General features: G+C 47.4%; 14 protein-coding genes. 12 read left to right on the top strand and 2 right to left on the bottom strand.

All coding sequences use genetic code 11. The annotated features are described in order from the left end of the window. Positions 1 to 12 precede the first annotated feature (12 nt). The 5 genes from yidC to rsmG all read left to right on the top strand — a co-directional run bounded on the left by yidC (position 13) and on the right by rsmG (position 6,558). Positions 13 to 1,308 (top strand): YidC/Oxa1 family membrane protein insertase, encoded by a 1,296-nt coding sequence (gene yidC, locus DW642_RS14195; protein ID WP_117510648.1) that lies wholly within the window; start codon positions 13 to 15, stop codon positions 1,306 to 1,308. Positions 1,309 to 1,321: 13 nt separating this feature from the next. Continuing rightward, positions 1,322 to 2,146 carry an RNA-binding cell elongation regulator Jag/EloR gene (gene jag / locus DW642_RS14190; RefSeq protein WP_022462269.1) on the top strand — a complete coding sequence of 275 codons (825 nt, stop codon included), beginning with the start codon at positions 1,322 to 1,324 and terminating at the stop codon, positions 2,144 to 2,146. A gap of 171 nt (positions 2,147 to 2,317) precedes the next feature. Then, a complete protein-coding gene (mnmE, locus tag DW642_RS14185) occupies positions 2,318 to 3,706 on the top strand; it encodes a tRNA uridine-5-carboxymethylaminomethyl(34) synthesis GTPase MnmE (protein WP_117510646.1) in 1,389 nt (462 codons plus the stop codon). A gap of 130 nt (positions 3,707 to 3,836) precedes the next feature. Beyond that, positions 3,837 to 5,708, top strand: a complete 1,872-nt coding sequence (mnmG, locus tag DW642_RS14180; RefSeq protein ID WP_117510645.1) for a tRNA uridine-5-carboxymethylaminomethyl(34) synthesis enzyme MnmG — start codon at positions 3,837 to 3,839, stop codon at positions 5,706 to 5,708. A gap of 124 nt (positions 5,709 to 5,832) precedes the next feature. After that, on the top strand, positions 5,833 to 6,558 hold the full coding sequence (gene rsmG, locus DW642_RS14175) for a 16S rRNA (guanine(527)-N(7))-methyltransferase RsmG (RefSeq protein ID WP_117510643.1): 726 nt from the start codon (positions 5,833 to 5,835) through the stop codon (positions 6,556 to 6,558). Between the two features lie 82 nt (positions 6,559 to 6,640). On the opposite strand, the gene DW642_RS14170 is transcribed toward rsmG, so the two are convergent. Then, positions 6,641 to 7,987: an ArnT family glycosyltransferase gene (locus tag DW642_RS14170; protein ID WP_158555031.1), complete on the bottom strand. Its 1,347-nt coding sequence runs from the start codon at positions 7,985 to 7,987 to the stop codon at positions 6,641 to 6,643. A gap of 310 nt (positions 7,988 to 8,297) precedes the next feature. Between DW642_RS14170 and DW642_RS14165 the strand changes: the two genes are divergently transcribed. The 5 genes from DW642_RS14165 to DW642_RS14145 all read left to right on the top strand — a co-directional run bounded on the left by DW642_RS14165 (position 8,298) and on the right by DW642_RS14145 (position 14,326). Beyond that, positions 8,298 to 9,407, top strand: a complete 1,110-nt coding sequence (locus tag DW642_RS14165) for an ABC transporter ATP-binding protein (RefSeq protein WP_022462026.1) — start codon at positions 8,298 to 8,300, stop codon at positions 9,405 to 9,407. Further along, positions 9,404 to 10,267: an ABC transporter permease subunit gene (locus DW642_RS14160; protein ID WP_117510639.1), complete on the top strand. Its 864-nt coding sequence runs from the start codon at positions 9,404 to 9,406 to the stop codon at positions 10,265 to 10,267. The genes DW642_RS14165 and DW642_RS14160 overlap by 4 nt, the downstream gene beginning before the upstream one ends. A 12-nt stretch (positions 10,268 to 10,279) precedes the next feature. Beyond that, the gene (locus DW642_RS14155; protein ID WP_242991200.1) at positions 10,280 to 11,797 is read left to right on the top strand and encodes a GldG family protein; all 1,518 of its coding nucleotides are present in this window, start codon (positions 10,280 to 10,282) and stop codon (positions 11,795 to 11,797) included. After that, the gene (locus DW642_RS14150; RefSeq protein WP_117510637.1) at positions 11,797 to 13,371 is read left to right on the top strand and encodes a DUF4340 domain-containing protein; all 1,575 of its coding nucleotides are present in this window, start codon (positions 11,797 to 11,799) and stop codon (positions 13,369 to 13,371) included. Before DW642_RS14155 ends, DW642_RS14150 begins: the two co-directional genes overlap by 1 nt. A 145-nt stretch (positions 13,372 to 13,516) precedes the next feature. Next, complete coding sequence (locus DW642_RS14145; protein ID WP_147326127.1) at positions 13,517 to 14,326, top strand: hypothetical protein; 810 nt, start codon at positions 13,517 to 13,519, stop codon at positions 14,324 to 14,326. Between the two features lie 99 nt (positions 14,327 to 14,425). Here the strand turns inward: DW642_RS14145 and DW642_RS14140 are convergent, their stop codons facing one another. Then, positions 14,426 to 15,388: an alpha/beta fold hydrolase gene (locus DW642_RS14140; RefSeq protein ID WP_117510633.1), complete on the bottom strand. Its 963-nt coding sequence runs from the start codon at positions 15,386 to 15,388 to the stop codon at positions 14,426 to 14,428. A 2,006-nt stretch (positions 15,389 to 17,394) separates the two neighbouring features. Here DW642_RS14140 and DW642_RS14130 point away from each other — a divergent pair. Both DW642_RS14130 and DW642_RS14125 read left to right on the top strand, forming a co-directional pair. Continuing rightward, positions 17,395 to 18,165, top strand: coding sequence for a ParA family protein (locus tag DW642_RS14130; protein WP_022461756.1), 771 nt, complete (start codon positions 17,395 to 17,397; stop codon positions 18,163 to 18,165). After that, positions 18,165 to 19,097, top strand: a complete 933-nt coding sequence (locus DW642_RS14125) for a ParB/RepB/Spo0J family partition protein (RefSeq protein ID WP_117510630.1) — start codon at positions 18,165 to 18,167, stop codon at positions 19,095 to 19,097. Before DW642_RS14130 ends, DW642_RS14125 begins: the two co-directional genes overlap by 1 nt. The last annotated feature ends 4 nt before the right edge of the window (positions 19,098 to 19,101 follow it).

Here is a 19,101-nt window from a genome sequence, read left to right as displayed (position 1 = left end):
GGAAAAGACGTTTTGGATATCGTACTGAGTAAGTCAACGTGGCCGATTATCGGGTGGGTATGCCAGATCCTCGGCTGGCTGATCAATGGAATTTATTTTTGCCTGGAAAAAATTGGAATTCCGAACATCGGTATTGCGATTATTCTGTATACGATTATCATTTATCTCGTTCTGACGCCGCTTCAGATCAAGCAGCAGAAGATGTCGAAGATGATGAGCGTAATGCAGCCGGATCTGCAGAGAATTGAAAAGAAATATCAGAACAAAAAAGACCAGGCTTCTCAGATGAAAAAATCTGAAGAAACCATGGCAGTTTATCAGAAATACGGTGTCTCCCCGACAGGAAGCTGCAGTACACTGCTGGTTCAGATGCCGATTCTGCTTGCGCTGTACCAGGTTATCTATCATATTCCGGGATATATCGGAAGTGTCCGCAATGTATTCCAGGGACTGACAACACAGATGATGGGTGTATCAGGATATTCTGACATCCTGACACAGTTTATCACAGATAACCGTGTTACCATGTACAGTAAAGTAAGTGAAACATTAACCGAAAATAACCTTCTGGACATGTTTTATGTGCTGAAACCGTCCCAGTGGACGAAGCTGGCCGATATCAGCGAGTTCTCCGGTATTGCGGATACCATTACAAAAACCGCCGCGGAGTCCAAGCATATCAACATGTTCCTTGGATTTAATATCACACAGTCTCCGATGGATGTCATCCGCGAGGGTATGGCAAACGGATCTGCTCTTCTGATTGTAGGAGCAATTCTGGTGCCGGTTCTGGCATGGTTTACCCAGTGGCTGAATTACAAGCTGATGCCGCAGGCACCATCTTCCAACAACGGAAATAAGACAGCAAACTCCATGGAAAATTCTATGAAGACCATGAACACGGTAATGCCTGTTTTCTCCGCATTTATGTGTTTATCGTTCTCCATCGGTATTGGTATTTACTGGATTGCAGGTGCGCTTGTTCGAAGCGTACAGCAGATTGTGATCAACCGTCATATGTCTTCCATTGACATGGATGAGGTGATCCGCAAAAACCAAGAAAAAGCTGCAAAGAAGAGAGAAAAAGCCGGCCTTCCGCCGCAGAAAATCACACAGGCTGCAACGCAGAGTGTGCGTAATATTCAGGTACAGGAGAACGAAGAGCCGTCTGCTGAGGAAAAAGAGGCAGCAAGAAAAGCTTCGACTGAGTATTACAACAGTAATCAGGAATACCGCGCCGGAAGCATCGCTGCGAAAGCAAACATGGTAAAACAGTTTGATGAAAAGAACAGCAAAAAGAAAAAATAGGGGGTAAATCTTTATGGAGTTTATCGAAGTATCCGCAAAAACCGTGGACGACGCTATTACAAAAGCCTGCATTGAGCTTCAGGCTGCCAGCGATAAACTGGAGATCCAGGTCATCAGCGAAGGCAGTTCCGGATTCTTTGGAATCGGAAGTAAACCGGCTGTGATCCGTGCCGCTGTAAAAGCCGCACCGGAAAAAGAACCGGAAGCACCCCAGAAACCAGAGAAAAAAGAGGCAGCTCCTGCACCGGTAAAGGAAGCGCCGAAAAAAGAAGCTGTAAAGAAAGAAACGGAAAGAAAATCTGCTCCGCGTCAGGCAGAAACTGCAAGACGCTCCGAGCCAAGAGAAGAGCGTGAAGTAGTTCAGAGAACAGACGAGGAAATCGCCCAGATCAAGGCAACGGCACTTGAGTTCTTAAGCGGTGTATTCAAAGCCATGGAGCTCCCGGTTGAGATCCAGATGGAGTACAATGCCGAGAACGGTTCTCTTGAAGTTGATTTTGCCGGTGAGGATATGGGCATCCTGATCGGCAAAAGAGGACAGACGCTGGATTCCCTTCAGTATCTGACCAGCCTTGTAGTCAATAAAGAGCAGAAGGATTACGTTCGTGTCAAACTTGATACGGAAAATTACCGCAAGCGCAGAAAAGAAACACTGGAAAACCTGGCAAGAAACATCGCTTACAAAGTGAAAAAGACCAGAAGACCGGTTTCCTTAGAGCCGATGAATCCTTACGAGAGAAGAATCATCCACTCTGCACTGCAGGGAAATAAATTTGTGGAGACCTACAGCGAGGGCAGCGAGCCATATCGCCACGTTGTTGTAGCGCCGAAACGATAAGAAAGCGTAAAAAATATGCAAAAAGACGGTACCTGTGTAAAATACGGGGTACCGTCTTTTCTGGTTTTCTGCTAAAATGGAACTATTCAGAGCCATGCGAAAGGAAAGAAAAGATGTGGATCTGAATACTGGGATCCCCCAAAAGAGAGGTTTTAGAAAGGACTGGAAACAATGGCAGGATTTCATTTGGATGATACAATTGCCGCAGTGTCCACAGCGATGGCGCCGGCGGGAATTGGTATTGTAAGAATCAGCGGAAACGATGCATTCGAAGTGGCGGATCGCGTATTCCGTGCAAAAAAAGAAGGAAAAAAGCTTTCTGCGGTCAAATCGCACACCATTCATTATGGCTGGATTACCGAAGGGGAGGAAGTGATTGATGAGGTCCTTGTCATGGTAATGAAAGGACCAAAAACATATACAGGTGAAAATACCGTCGAGATCGACTGTCACGGCGGTGTGCTGGCGGTAAAAAAGGTGCTTGAGGCAGTTTTACATGCGGGCGCGCGGGCGGCAGATCCGGGCGAGTTTACGAAACGGGCATTTCTGAATGGAAGAATGGATCTGACGCAGGCCGAGGCGGTCATGGATGTTATTTCGGCAAAGAGCGCCTATGCCTTAAAAAGCTCTGAGAGCCAGCTTCGCGGAACGGTGAAAAAGGCAATCCGGGCAATTCGCGAAAAGCTGATTTACGAGATCGCATTTATCGAGTCGGCGCTTGATGATCCGGAGCACATCAGCCTGGACGGGTATCCGAAGCGGCTGGCCCAGGTTGTTGCGGGGCAGAAAAAGCAGGTGGAAAAACTGCTTGCATCTGCGGATGAGGGCAAGATGATCCAAGAGGGCATCAAGACGGTGATCCTTGGAAAACCGAATGCCGGAAAATCATCGCTTTTAAATCTGCTGGCAGGCGAGGAAAAAGCGATTGTGACGGATATCGCCGGAACGACACGCGACGTGCTCGAGGAAAATCTGGTCTTAAAGGGCATTTCCCTTCGGATTCTGGATACGGCGGGGATCCGAAAAACGGCGGATACGGTCGAGAAAATCGGTGTGGATCGTGCTTTGGAGCATGCAAAGGACGCAGATCTGATTCTCTATGTGGTGGATGCATCCGTGCCGCTCGATGAGAATGATGCAAAAATCATGGAAATCCTGAAAGGGCGCAAGGCGATTGTGCTGCTGAATAAGTCGGATCTGACTGCGGTGATCGAAAAAGAGGAGATGGAGCAAAAGACAGGCGCTCCGGTCATCAGCATTTCCGCGCGGGAAGAGACGGGTATGGAAGAGCTGGAGGAGCAGATGAAAACGATGTTTTTCCAGGGCGAAATTTCGTTCAACGATGAGGTTTACATCACGAATGCGCGCCACAAGCAGGCGCTCCTTGCGGCAAAAAAGAGTCTGGAGCTGACGGCAGAAAGCATCGAAATGGGTATGCCGGAGGATTTCTTTTCCATTGATCTTATGAATGCGTATGAGGAGCTGGGTTCGATCATCGGTGAAGCGGTGGGAGAAGACCTCGTGAATGAGATTTTCAGCAAATTCTGTACAGGTAAATAAAGGCAGCAAATGCAGATTACGAAGATCTGCCGGAATAGAGTTACAAGGAACGACAGCCGGATTTTGACAGAGTAGAAAAAGCTTAAGACAGAATCCAAAGCTGTAGATAGAGAAAGAGGATAAAAGAAAAATGGCAGTTTTAGAAGAAACAATTGATATTGCCGTCATCGGCGCAGGCCATGCGGGATGCGAGGCAGCACTTGCGGCAGCGCGGATGGGGCTGGAAACGGTTGTATTTACGGTAAGTGTCGACAGCATCGCCATGATGCCGTGCAACCCGAACATCGGAGGCACGTCGAAGGGACACCTCGTAAAAGAGATCGATGCGCTCGGCGGCGAGATGGGTAAAAATATTGACAAAACGTTTATTCAGTCGAAAATGCTGAATCAATCGAAGGGACCGGCGGTGCATTCGCTGCGTGCGCAGGCGGATAAGCGGGCGTACAGCCAGTCGATGCGCGAGGTTCTCGAAAATACCGATCATCTGACGATCCGCCAGATGGAGATTGCGGAGCTGATCGTGGAAGACGGTGTTCTGACGGGCGTAAAGGCCGTTTCCGGCGCGATTTACCACTGTAAGGCTGCCGTTCTCTGTACCGGTGTTTATCTGAATGCGCGGTGTATTTACGGTGATGTGAGCACATATACGGGACCGAACGGCCTGCAGGCGGCAACACATCTGACGGATTCCCTGAAGGCGAACGGCGTGGAGATGGTGCGTTTTAAAACAGGAACACCGGCGCGTATTGACAAGCGAAGCATCGACTTTTCGAAAATGGAAGAGCAGTTCGGTGATGAGCGTGTCGTTCCGTTCTCGTTCTCGACCGATCCGGAGAGTGTACAGATCGATCAGGAATCCTGCTGGCTGACGTATACGAACGAGGAGACGCATAAAATTATCCGCGAAAACCTCAACCGGTCGCCGCTGTATTCCGGCATGATCGAGGGAACGGGTCCCAGGTACTGTCCTTCGATTGAGGATAAAGTTGTAAAATTTGCGGATAAAAACCGCCATCAGGTGTTCCTGGAGCCGGAGGGAAGATACACGAACGAGATGTACGTCGGCGGCATGTCGAGCTCACTGCCGGAGGATGTACAGATTGCGATGTATCATACCGTGCCGGGCCTGGAGCACGCGAAAATCGTGCGGAATGCGTATGCGATCGAGTATGACTGCATCAATCCGAGACAGCTTCTGCCGTCCCTCGAGTTCAAGGCGATCAAAAATCTGTTTTCCGGAGGTCAGTTTAACGGTAGTTCGGGATATGAAGAGGCTGCGGCACAGGGGCTGATCGCGGGTATCAACGCAGCGCTCCGCGTGCAGGGAAAAGAAGAGCTGGTGCTCGACCGTTCGGAGTCGTATATCGGCGTTCTGATCGACGACCTCGTGACGAAAGAGAACCATGAGCCGTACCGTATGATGACGAGCCGCGCGGAATACCGTCTCCTGCTCCGTCAGGACAACGCGGATCTGCGTCTGCGCAAATACGGCTACCGCGCAGGTCTGATCAGCGAGGAGCAGTATGAGGCACTGAAAGTAAAAGAACAGCGGATTCAGGAAGAGATTGAGCGCGTGGAGAATACGTATGTGGGAACGAGCTCGAACATCAATGAGCTTCTGGAAGAGTATGGATCGACGCTGCTTTCCGGCGGAAGTTCGCTCGCAGAGCTGATCCGGAGACCTGAACTGAATTATAAGATGCTGGCGGAAGTAGATCCGAAAAGACCCAAGCTGCCGGAGGATGTGCAGGAGCAGGTCAACATCAACATCAAGTACGACGGCTATATCAGGCGCCAGATGAAGCAGGTGGAGCAGTTCAAGAAGATGGAAGAGAAGAAGATCCCGGAGAATATCAATTACGACGAGATTCAGAGTCTGCGTATCGAGGCGAAACAGAAGCTGAACCTGTACCGCCCGATCAACATCGGCCAGGCGTCCCGTATTTCAGGCGTTTCCCCGGCGGATATTTCGGTTCTGCTGGTGTATCTGGGACATAAATAAATGGCAGATATGCATGCCTGAATTACATTCTTATGCAGCGAAACAGCAAGTGCTTTCGTGCTGCGTGGATCGTAACAAAAAGTGCAGCGGGCACTTGGAAGAATAGAGTAGAACGGAGAACAACATGAAAGAATACAATCTTGAAGGATTTGAGCGCGGCCTTTTTGAGCTTGGAATCACACTTTCCGAGGAGCAGAAGACGCAGTTTCTGCAGTATTATGAGCTGCTTGTAGAGTGGAATTCGTTTATGAATCTGACGGCGATTACGGAGTTCGATCAGGTGATTACGAAGCATTTTCTCGACAGTCTGTCGCTGGTGAAGGTCTGTGATGTGGAACAGGCGGGACGCATTCTCGACGTGGGAACGGGAGCCGGTTTTCCGGGAATCCCGCTGAAAATCGCGTTTCCGGAGGTGGAAGTTGTATTGCTGGATTCACTGAATAAGAGGGTGAAATTCCTGAATGAGGTGATCGGACAGCTTGGCCTTTCGAAAATCACGGCGGTTCACGGAAGAGCCGAGGATTTCGCACGCCAGAAGGATTACCGGGAGCAGTTTGATCTCGTGGTGTCGCGGGCAGTGGCGAATTTAAGCTCCCTTTCGGAATATTGTCTGCCATATGTGAAGGTGGGAGGACGGTTTGTCTCGTATAAATCGGGCAAATTGAATGAGGAGCTTACCGCGGCCCAAAAAGCAATTCATGTGCTCGGCGGCGAGGCGAAAGAGCCGGTTTACTTCCAGCTTACGGGAACCGAGGATGAGAGATCGTTTGTCTGCATCGAGAAGGTGAAGGCAACGCCGAAAAAGTACCCGAGAAAAGCGGGAACACCGGCGAAGGAGCCGATTCAGTAAAAAATTCAAAAAAATAAAAGAAGCGCTGCAAAGAACAGAAGAAAAAAGTTCTTTGCAGCGCTTTTTGACGTTCTGAAAACGTTTAGGATGCCATACAGCAGCCCGGAATCAGAAATCCGATGTAGCTGATGAGGAACAGTACCAGCCAGATCGTTCCAGGCAGGAGTGTCAGATGGCAGGAGGCGCGCTTCCACTTGGCGGGAAGTTTCGCGGTGAGAGAAGAGTAGCCGTCGTCGATCCAGATCATCAGAGGGACGAGCGCCGGCATCAGGTAACGGCCCTGCGATTGGTAGTCGCTGAAATACGTGTTGTACATGTCCATGAACAGCGTGACCAGGCAGGCGAGGAACAGCATCACAAAGAGGAGAAGCTGCGGCTTTTTGCGGAACCAGTGCGGAACCATGCCGAGGAACAAAAACACTAGGAATCCGAATGCCATCAGGGCGCCGTACAGCAGATAAAGCACCATCGGGAGATGGACGGTCATGTAGGAGAACGAGCCGATGAAGCTGCTGACGGTCGAGAACAGCCAGTTGGAGGTGCGGCCCTCCGGGGTCTGTAAATACGTCTGCTGGAAGCTCCAGCCTTCGGATGCCGGGGTCTGACGATTCTCTGGTTTGTATTCATCGGCTGCGTACAGCGCTGCGGATTCATTCGAGGTGCGCATGCCGAGCAGATCGCCGTCGTGGATGACGGCATTGCGGATGAAGAACCAGCCGCCGATCAGGAAGGCGATAGCGAAAACAGCCAGCGCTTTGACAAAAATTTCTTTTGCCGGTTTCCGGAAATGAATCATCAGCGCGAAGAACAGCAGAATGCTGCACAGCAGGTACGCGTAGGCGTTATAGTACGACAGCGCGCAGAGTCCGCAGCCTGCTCCCAGGCCGATACAGTCTTTTTTGCAGAATGCGCTTTTCATGCCGCGAATCCAGAAATAGATGATCAGTGCGACCGTGAAAACGGCGAACGAGTCGTTGTTCACATAGCAGGAGAGGAACACAAACTGCGGCAGAAAACCGACGAAAATACCGCCGAGCAGTGCGGATTCGCGCCGTTCAAAGAGCTCTTCGCCGATCAGAAACACAACGATCAGTGTGCCGGTGCCGGAAAGGACGCTGGTGAGGCGAGCGGCAGTTAAAAGAGCCGCTGCACTTTTCGTAAACAGCGATGTAATGGCCATAAACACGGAGCTGATGATCGCGGTCAGATACGGATACAGCGCATAGGAGAATCCCCACAGCGGATGGCGCACCGATTCTTCCATGCCGTTCGGCAGTGTGTGGTGTGAGACGATGTATTCCGGAATCAGCATCCGCATCGCCTCATCGGGGGCGTGTTCGGTTTTCAGGAAAATCGAGGTGCCAAAAGAGATGCAGAAAAAGCCGAAAATCAGCATATACTTGGCCCAGTAGTAGTCTTTTTTATTCATAGAGTCTCCTAAAATCTCCAGTCCCGGACGGGAAAAAGTCCGGCGTAATATTTTGCGGCGGAACAAAAATGGAAAAGCGTCCGTCCGCGGATACGTTATAGTATACATGATTCTTATGGTAAAAGAAATTGATTTTTCGTCGAAAAACAAACAAACTGCTCCATGGCTTCACTGTTTTTTCACAAATTTTCCAGCAAATTATCACATTTTCAGAATAAGATAAAGTGTCTTTAGAAAATGAGAGCATCTCCGGCTCTTTCACCCCCAAGGGCGGGCTGGGACTGCTTTAAGAAACAAGGAGGAAGGAACATTGATAGAGGTTAAAAACCTGGTGAAACGCTATGGCGACCACGTAGCTGTCAATAACCTGAGTTTTACCGTAGAAGAAGGCCAGATCTATGGATTTCTTGGCCCGAATGGAGCCGGAAAATCAACGACCATGAACATCATCACCGGCTATCTGGCATCTACGGAGGGCGAAGTGCTGATCAACGGCCACAACATCTTGGAGGAGCCGGAGGAGGCAAAAAAATGCATCGGCTATCTGCCGGAGCTGCCGCCGGTCTACACGGACATGACCGTTCTGGAATATCTGAAATTCGTGGCGGAATTAAAGAAAATTCCAAAGGATCAGAGAAAGAAACAGATTCTTGAGGTCATGAATCTGGTGAAGATCACCGATATGCAGAACCGTCTGATCAAGAACCTGTCGAAAGGATACCGTCAGAGAGTCGGACTGGCACAGGCGGTGCTCGGTTATCCGCCGATCATCATTCTCGACGAGCCGACCGTAGGTCTGGACCCGAAGCAGATCATTGAGATCCGCGATCTGATTAAATCACTGGGCAAAAAACATACCGTTATCTTAAGTTCCCATATCCTTTCCGAGGTCAGCGCCGTCTGCGATTACGTCATGATTATCGCAAAGGGACAGCTCGTTGCGAGTGATACCCCGGAAAACTTAAGTAAACTGATGCTTGGATCAAACACGGTTACATGTACCGTTCACGGAACGAGAAAGCAGCTGGTTCCGGCGCTTAATGCGCTCGATGCAAAAGAGATCCAATATGAAAATACGCCGAATGAGGAGCAGATTAAGGTAAAAATTACCACTGAAAAGGATAAGGATATCCGCGAGGAGCTGTTCTATGCACTGGCAAAGGCCAACTGCCCGATCCTCGAGCTGACTTCCTCCTCGATGTCTCTGGAAGACGTCTTCCTGGAGCTGACCGATGATTCCGGAAAGGCTGCAAGAAAGCTGAAAAAAGCAGAGAAAGAACAGCTGAAACAAAAAGAATGTGAAAAAGAATGTGAACCAGAAGCAGACAAAACGGCTGTCGGGGAAACGTCTGAAGAAAAAAGCACAGATGCAGCGGAATCAGCCGCTGAAACAAAACAGGAGGAGGGAGACGCACAATGACGGCGATTTATAAAAAAGAGTTAAAAAGCTATCTGACAAGCATGATCGGATATCTGTTTATGGCGTTTACTCTGGCGCTGTTCGGCCTGTATTTTACGGCCATCAACCTGCAGCAGGGTTACCCGGAGATCGGATACGCGCTGCAGAATTCCGCATTTATTCTGCTGATCGCAGTACCAGTTCTGACAATGCGTGTCCTGTCGGAGGAGCAGAAAAATAAGACGGATCAGCTGCTCCTTACCGCACCGGTAAAAATTTCCGATATTATCCTTGGAAAATATCTGGCGCTTCTTACCATTTACGTAATTCCGGTGCTGATCATGTGCCTGTATCCGCTGCTTCTTGGAACCCACGGAACCGTTTCCTACGCCGTATCCTACACCTCGATTCTTGGCTATTTCCTGCTGGGAGCAGCCTATATTTCGGTCGGCGTGTTTGTTTCCTCCATCACCGAGAGTCAGGTCATCGCAGCCGTTGTCGGCTTTGTGATCCTGTTCCTGTGCTACGTGGAGAGCGGTATTGCAAATTTCTTCCCGGAGGGAGCCGGAAGTTCCTTTTTTGCGTTCTTTATCATCATTGCGCTGGTATGTCTCTGGATCGGCAGTATGATTAAAAACCCGATCATTACCGGCGTGATTGCCGTGATTGGCGAGGGCGCGCTGACAGCAGTTTACTTCATAAAATCCACCCTTCTTGAGGGAAAAATCCAGGATCTGCTCGGTATATTCAACATGGCAGGCCATATGGATAACTTTGTGAACGGTATTCTGGACATCGGCGGTGTTGTTTATTACCTGTCCGTTATTGCAATCTGCACTTTCCTTGCAATGCAGTCCCTGCAGAAAAAACGCTGGAATTAGGAGGTGGAGACGATGAGCAGCGAAAAGAAGGAAAAGAAACAGCATAAAATGAATTTCAACATCAAAGAAAGGCTGAAAAAGACGTTCTCCAAAGAACATCTGAAGGAAGTGTTCGCCGGCGAGGAGCAGAAAAAGCACCTGAAACAGGGCTCTTATTCTTCGATTATGACGGTGATTGTTCTGGCCGTGATTGTAGTTATTAACCTGATTGTGGCACAGATTCCGACCAGTAAAACGCAGATTGACCTGAGTACCCAGAAAATGTACTCCATTACAGATGAGACGAAAACGGCATTAAAGGACCTCGATCAAGACGTCACCCTGTACTATATCGTACAGAAAGGCAGCGAAAACGATACGATCGAGAAGCTGCTGGAGCACTACGATGAGCTTTCTGACCATATCAAAGTAGAGACAAAAGACCCGGATCTGTATCCGAAATTTACGAGTCAGTATACCGATCAGACGGTAGCTGCAAATAGTGTGATTGCCGTATGCGGTGACAAGAGCAAGGTGGTCAGCAACAGTGATATGTGGGAGACTTCCACGAACTATCAGACCTATCAGACACAGACGACCGGCTTTGACGGCGAGGGTCAGATTACCAGTGCCATCACGTATGTGACGAGTGAAAACAACCCGAAGGTTTACTGGGTAACCGGCCACGGCGAGGCTTCCGAGAGTGATCTCTCTACGAACTTCAGCGATGCCATTAACAAAAACAATGTGGAAATTAGTGATCTTGCCCTGATGACAGACGATATCCCGGAGGATGCCGAGGAGCTTGTAATCATGTCCCCGACCACCGATTTTTCAGAGGATGAGGCAAATAAAGTCATTACCTACCTGGAAAACGGCGGAAAACTTCTGATGTTCACCAGCTATACCGGAACGGATATGCCGAATCTGGATTCCATACTGGAGAACTACGGCGTGAAACGCTCCAGCGGAATTGTTGTGGAGACCGATTCCCAGCATTATTATCCGCAGATGCCGTATTATCTGCTGCCGAACATTCAGAGTGATGACATTACAACCGAAGTAAAGAGTAATTACATTCTGATGCCGGTTGCACAGGCAATTCAGAAGCTCGATTCTTATCGTGATACCATTACGATCAAGAGCCTTCTGACGACCACCGAGGACGCTTATATTGAAAATGACCCGGAGAACAGCACCTGGTCGAAGAGTGCGGACAGTGAGACGGGCGCATTTGACCTTGGTGTTTCCATCACAGAGACTGTAGATGATAAAGAGACACAGATCATTTATTTCTCGAGTGCATCGATGCTGAGCAGCCAGATTGACCAGGCAATCAGCGGTGCGAACTCGAAGCTGGCAGCGACTGCACTGACCTCCATGTGTGATGTGGAGCAGACCGTTGTTATTCCAAGCAAGAGCACAAGCTATACAAACCTGGTATTTACACAGGGAGCAGTTAACACCTGGTCTATTATTACCATTGCGGGAATTCCGCTGGTACTTGTTGTGATTGGCGTGATGATCTGGATGAAGAGGAGAAAACAGTGATGAAGAAAAAAGGAAAGATGGCGGCCTGCCTGATCCTTTTGGTACTGCTTCTTGCCGTACTGGTGGTGCTGACGAAGAAAAACAGCACCGCCGATGCGGACAGCGGCAGTTCGGATTCTGGTGCAGACGCCGAAAAAGTGGTTGATTTTTCAAAAGATGATGTAACAGCGCTTTCGTTCCAGATCAACGGAGAGACGGTGTCCTTTACGAAAACAGCAGGAGACGATGATACCGATATCTGGACATACGATCAGGAGGATGGATTCCCACTGGATGAGGGCAAGATAACGAACGTTTTAAGCTCTCTTAGCAGCATGACAGCAGAAAGAGTCATTGAAGGCGATGAAATCGATTCTATGGCCGATTTTGGGCTCGAGACGCCGTCTCAGGAGGTTGTAGTGACTGCGGGAGACGAGAAAACGACGATTCATGTCGGAGATAAGAACAGCTCGAGCAGATACTATATTTATCTGAACGATGATACGAGTAAGGTTTATCTGGTAAGCACATCGCTTGGAACGATGTTCCCGTCCGATATGATGGAGTGGGCGACAACGGAATCCATGCCATCTGTGACGGCGGAAAACATTACAAAGCTGCAGGTGGAGGGTGAGAACGGATATACGCTGACAAAAGAAGTAAGCGCTGCTGATTCGGCACTCCAGACGGATGAATGGCAGGTTGTGGACGCAGATGGAGCGGCACATGGCGGTGATGCGGATTCGATCGGCACCATGACAAGTGCAGTGGCATCTCTTAGCTTTGGAGATCTTGTTACGTACAACGCATCGGATCTTTCCCAGTACGGACTGGATCAGCCAAAGACGACGATTCGCGTGCATTACACAGAAGAGCAGGAGGTTGCTTCGGATGATGCGACGACGGCCGATACTTCTTCGGATTCTGCGGCAGATTCTGCATCAAGCGACAGCACTGCAACGAGCTCTTCTTCCGAAACGACAACCGTTACGGTGGAGAAAGATCTGGTATTGTATGTCGGCAATGCAAATGAGGACGGCGGTTCTTATTACGTGAAGCTGGACGGCTCGAATGAAGTTCATCTGATGACGGCTTCGAACGTTGAAACCTTCACCGGAAAGAAGGCATCTGATTTTTGGAACATGTATATCGGCATGGAAAATGTATCGGATCTGACGAGTCTTGATATTACGTATAACGGCGAGACGAAGACGTATGTACGCCATGTGGAAGAGAAAAAGGATGACGACAGCGATTCCACAACACAGGAAATCAGTTACACCTGCGGCGATGAAACGATTGATAAATCAACGTTTACCACATTCTATTCTTCACTCATTGGCCTGAAGGCGCAGACGAAGGATGAGAGCCTCGTACAGGCCAAGGATGCCGAGTTTACCGCTGTCTTCCATATGACAGACGGCGACCTGACATTCGCTTACAGCCCGTATGATTCGAGCTTCTATTACACGGTAGATGAGGACGGAGTGCCGTCTCTTGTGAATAAAAATAACGTGAAGACCATGGTGGAAAATTACGGGAAACTGCTTGCGGCAAAGACGGAGGATGACAGTTCTTCGGATTCGGCGGAATAAGGAGTCATTAAAGGCTGGTTAAAATTGAAAACGGAGGATTTACTGAGAGTGAAAAATCAGTAAATCTTCCGTTTTTTTATGGGAAAATGAAAGCGGAAGAAGTATAATGGGAGTATAACAAAGACGGTGGATGGGGGGTGAAAGGATGAAAAGGGTTTGTTTGACAGTATTGTGTATTCTGCTGGTGGGCTGCGGTAATGCAGAAACGGCGGAAACAGAGGAGAAAATGCGGTTTGAAAATCTGGATCCGGCAAAGGTAAATATGCAGTACGGAGGGTTGAAGGAGTGGGATCGGTTTTATAATAGCTTTTATGAGCAGAAAGAGGGAAGCGATCTCATTGTTCTAGGAACGGTAGAGGATTATAGCTGTTTTGCCGGGGGAATTGAGATTGCAACCGATATTTCACTGCGGGTGGATGACGTTTTGAAAGGTGATATGGAAGCCGGAGAACATATTACGGTTCGAAAGCCGGGCGGAGCAGTTACGGTGGAAGAGTATCTGCAGTCCATGGAGGATGCGGGAATTACGTACTGGAACGCAGAGGAGCTGAAAGCGGAGTATTCGGAGGAGGAACGGCGGGAGAACTATATACAGATCAGCTTCTGCGACCTTGATCCGGTGATCGGGCAGAAATCCTTGTATTTTCTGGAGAAAGATGCGGAAAAGGAGCTTTATTACCGGCTTTGCGACGGGTTTGGACAGTATGTAGAGACTGCGTCGGGTGAATATGTAAACGCGTATGAGATTGCAGATGAGAAAAGAAATGCGGATGAGCCAATGATGCTTGCACTGGGAGAAACGGTGGAATTTGACCCGGATGCAGCGCCGGAGGAGAGAATTAATATTTATACGATGGATGAAATAAAAGAGGGAATGGAAACGTATACAGCGCCGCCAACGGATTATCCGGGCGCAGAGGAAGATGCGTTGGAAATGGACTGTGAGCCGGGTTAAAAATGGAAAAACGGAGGATTTACTGACATGGAAATATCAGTAAATTCTCCGTTTTTTTGTCTCATTTTTTTCGCTCGAGGCCGGGAGCAGAAGGGGGTATTACTGTACCGGTGCGAAGAAGATCTGGATCTGGTCTAAGAGGGCCTGTGGGGCCTCCATCTGTGGCATGTGCTTTGTTTTCGGCAGGATCTGGGTTTCGATGGAAGTGTTGAGTGCCGTGTACAGCGCAAAGGTTTCTGCGATGCCTGGTTCCTCCTCACCGCCGATGAGGAACATGCTGTTGTCGATGTGTTTTAAGGCGTGGCCGATGTTGAGGTTCACGTAATTGCCCGCAAGGCTTGCAAAAAGGTACTTTCCGGCGCTGTTCTGGAGGTGTGCGGACTCGTAGAAGGCGTCTACGTCCTCCGGTGAGCGGTGAAATGGGTTGTGATAATAGCTCTCGGTGAATAAAAGCTCGATGTTGGAGCGGCCGGTGAGCGTGTGGTACAGCAGCGTGCCGACAAGCGGGAGCTCAATCATGCGTTTCAGGAAGCGGCTGCGTTTATCCGGAATTTTGTTGAGCTTGGCAAGGTCGGTCGGGTTGATCATCATGATTCGGCCGAAGCATTTCGGGGCTGTATTGCAGGCGGTTACGACGAAAGAACCGGATAAACCGGATGCAATTACGTCGGTTGGACATCCGATGACCTGCTTGATGAAGGTGACGATGAGCTGTACGTATAAAAAGTTCGTGTACGTGATCGCCGGCTTGTCGGAACGGCCGCAGCCGAGAAGATCGAGTGTGTAGACGGTGTGATCCTTTGCGAGAGTATCCTCAATATACTGCCATTCGCGGCCGCTGGAGGCACAATGTAAGTCATGAAGTAAGAGCATCGGGGTTCCGGTGCCTTTTTTTGTGTAAAAAATATCGCCGAACTGCCAGGAAAAGATCTCTTTTTCAGCCGAGGCGAGCAGGTTTTTCCGTACGGCGGCGGTATCGAGCGTTTTATTCAGAAAGTAAATCGCTGCGCCGGACATCGTGGTGAGGACACTCAAGGTGACCAGTTTTTTGCTGTGTTTCATATGATAAAACTCCTTTCAGGGGTCTCCCGGAGGGGAGGAATCGGTTCGAAACGTTGTGTTGAGCTTATTATAAGCGAAAAAAGGGAAAGATACAATGCAAAAATTAAGGGAAAAATGAGAAAAAGAGACGAAAACAAGGCGCAATTTAACAAAAAGCGTAGACAATTCAGGAGAACTACGTTATGTCAACTACTGGCGAATGGCATATTTAAATAGTTTACATAACTGCAAAAAACAGAGAAAAAATGATGCAATAATACACATAAAAGCATGAAAACGGCACTATGGGATAAAATCCTTCCAGATTGGTAAAAATCCATGAAAAAATGGTCCCAAAATGCGTTTAGTAAATGGTTTGGAAAATCCGAAAAAACGAATGTAAAAGTTCAATTCATACGAAAATATAAAAATATAATTAAATAATTTAATAAAAGAGAGAAAACAGAGACGAAAAACTACGTGAAACACGCGAAAATACAGGAAAAATGTAGAAAATACGGAGAAAATCAAAAATAGAATAGAAAATACGATTATTTTAAAAATAAGAGAGGTGAAAAATGAGAGTGATTTTCGGAAAGCCGGGAAGCAAATCGCTTCTCACTGATCGCCGAAGACCGAAAATCGTAAAAAACGATGTTTCACGTGAAACATTTTGAGAGACGTGAAACGTGAAAAATGAGACGGGAAAAGTGACATAAGTAGAAACGAAAAAATGAAGGACGATCTAAAAAAATAGCAAAAAGAGGGTGTAAAACGACGGAAGAGGCGGAAAAAGCAAAAAAGATAAAAATGAGTTGAGAAAAGGCAAAAAACGACTGAAAAGGGGAAAATGTAGTATAGACATGGGCGAAAAGAATAAAAACGGGAGGGAGAGGCAGTGAAAGGCAAGAAAATGGTGTGAAATGGCGATGAGGGATAAAAAACGGAGAGAAGGAATAAAAAATGTTGATAAAAGAGAAAAAGTGAGATTGTTTACAAAAAAAGAAAAAGGTAAGCCAGAAAGATGGAAAAGAGGATAAAAGACGTGGCAGCGAGAGAAAAATATTAAAACCATAAAAACAGAAAAATTATAGTGAAATCAAATAAATCGATAAAAAACAGAAAATGTGCAGCTTGGCCTGTAAAATAAAAAAAATCAAAGAAAAACCGCCCGAAAAGAGAAAAACTGGAGAAAAAATGAAAAAGAGGATGTCTCACGGATTATGCCTCTTACTGATGAAAATAAAGAGAAAAATGCTGCAAATTTGAAAAAAGCGAGGAAGAACGATGAAAAAACAGAGCCCTGGTGAATAAAAATACATTTTATATACAAAAGAGACATTTACGATCACCGAACAACCATAAACAGTTTTGATTCCTGATCTATGTATCAATAATATCCTGATAAGTTGATTTTTTCTTCCTAATCACCTGAGATTTCCTTGAAAAAGAGCATCACACGATTAAAATAACGTTTCCAGTATATTTATACCTCAAAAACGTCAAAAATTAAAATGTTTCACGTGAAACATTTTATAAAAACTGTGTGAAACAGAAAAAATGTTCTGACATTGCAGAATTACTTGGAAACCATCAAAAAAATGCAAAATCATCGCTGAAAAAATTCCAAAAAGCCTTTAAACAGCGTAAAAACCGAGAAAAATTATTGTAAAACAGTGCTTTTCAAAATGTTTCACGTGAAACATCGCCAAAAATCTCCAATTTTCTTATGTTTCAAACCGCCTAATCATGCAAAAATGCAGAAAATGTTTCACGTGAAACATTTCCAGTAGTAAAATCCGGCGTAGTATGATAAAATATCTTTGTCCCAAATTGGGGCAATTTTGAGATAGAATCTGAAGAATTCCTCAGATAGACTGGCATAGAAAAGGAGATTTTTCCTATCTATATGCCAAAACACCTGCCGCATGAATCATTTTTTTGAAAGAAGTGCCGGCAGGTCATTTCCTGTAAAAAGGAAAAACTGCAAATGGAAAACAAAAAGATGAAAGGAGGCAATACATATTTTGGGAAGAACAATTGCAATTGCAAACCAGAAAGGCGGCGTAGGCAAATCTACCACCGCAATTAACCTTTCTTCCTGTTTAGGAGAAATGGGACAAAAAGTTCTGACCATTGATATGGACCCGCAGGGAAATACCACCAGCGGAATGGGAGTAGAGAAAAATGAAGTGGAAAATACCATCTATGAGCTGCTTCTTGGAGAGTCAAAACTGGAGGACTGCATCATTCCTCTGAATTTTGACAATCTTTCCCTTATCCCTTCCAATGTCAATCTGGCCGGAGCGGAGATCGAGCTGATCGGGGTGGAAGACAAAGAATTCATCCTGAAAAACGCAATTGATCAGGTTCGCGATCAGTACGACTTCATTATTATTGACTGTCCGCCATCCTTAAATATGCTGACAATCAACGCGATGACCACCGCGGACACCGTTCTGGTGCCGATTCAGTGTGAATATTACGCACTGGAGGGCTTATCCCAGCTTATGCACACGATTGAGCTGGTGCAGGAGCGTCTGAATCCGGAACTGGAGATGGAAGGCGTTGTCTTTACCATGTACGATGCGAGAACGAATCTTTCTCTGCAGGTAGTAGAAAACGTAAAAGACAGCCTGGATCAGAATATCTACAAAACCATTATTCCGAGAAATGTCCGCCTTGCGGAGGCACCGAGCTACGGTATGCCGATCAACTATTACGACAAGCGGTCCACCGGTGCAGAGAGCTACCGTCTCCTGGCAGACGAAGTGATTCACAGGGGGGATGAAGAGTAATGGCAGCGAGAAGAGGAGGATTAGGCAAGGGCCTGGATTCCCTGATTTCACCGGGACATTCGGCCAAAGCAGAAGCAAAAGAGAAACCGGTAAAACCGGAGGTCAAAGTAGTCGAGAAGGTTGTTGAAAAAGTTGTCGAAAAACCAGTTGAGATGAAACTGAAAATCTCCGAAATTGAACCGAACCGCGAACAGCCGCGAAAATCCTTTGACGAGGACGGCCTGATCGAACTTTCGGAATCCATTAAACAGTTCGGAGTTCTACAGCCGATTCTGGTGCAGAAAAAAGATGATTATTATGAGATCATCGCAGGGGAACGGAGATGGAGGGCTGCAAAGCTTGCCGGAATCAAAGAAGTACCGGTCATCATCAAAGATTTTACCGAGCAGGAAGTTGTCGAGATTTCCCTGATTGAAAATATTCAGAGAGAATCCCTGAACCCGATTGAGGAGGCACATGCATACAAACGCCTGATGGAAGAGTTCCATCTCCGCCAGGATGAAATCGCAGAGCGCGTTTCCAAGAGCAGAACGGCGGTTACAAACTCGATGCGTCTCCTGAAACTGGACGACAGGGTACAGCAGATGGTTGTCGATGAAATGCTGACAACCGGTCATGTGCGTACGCTGCTGGCGCTGGAGAATAAAGAGCTCCAGTACAATACGGCAATGAAAATCTTCGATGAAAAGCTCAGTGTCCGTGAGACCGAGCGCCTGGTCAAAGAGATCCTGAATCCGAAGGTGAAGAAAGAAAAGAAAGTCAATCTGGAAGAGGAAGCCATCTACGAAGGTCTGGAAGAGAAAATTAAGAGCATCATTGGTACGAAGGTTTCCATTCACCGCGGGGCAAAGCACAAAGGAAAGATCGAGATCGAGTATTATTCCCAGGAAGAGCTCGAGAGAATCATGGATCTGTTTGAATCAATACAGTAAGAGG

It is taken from the genome of Blautia sp. AM23-13AC (assembly GCF_003435675.1).
Lineage (GTDB): Bacteria > Bacillota > Clostridia > Lachnospirales > Lachnospiraceae > Fusicatenibacter > Fusicatenibacter saccharivorans.
The sequence above is the reverse complement of the archived record's forward strand: the minus strand, read 5'-3'. Positions and strand labels throughout refer to the sequence as shown.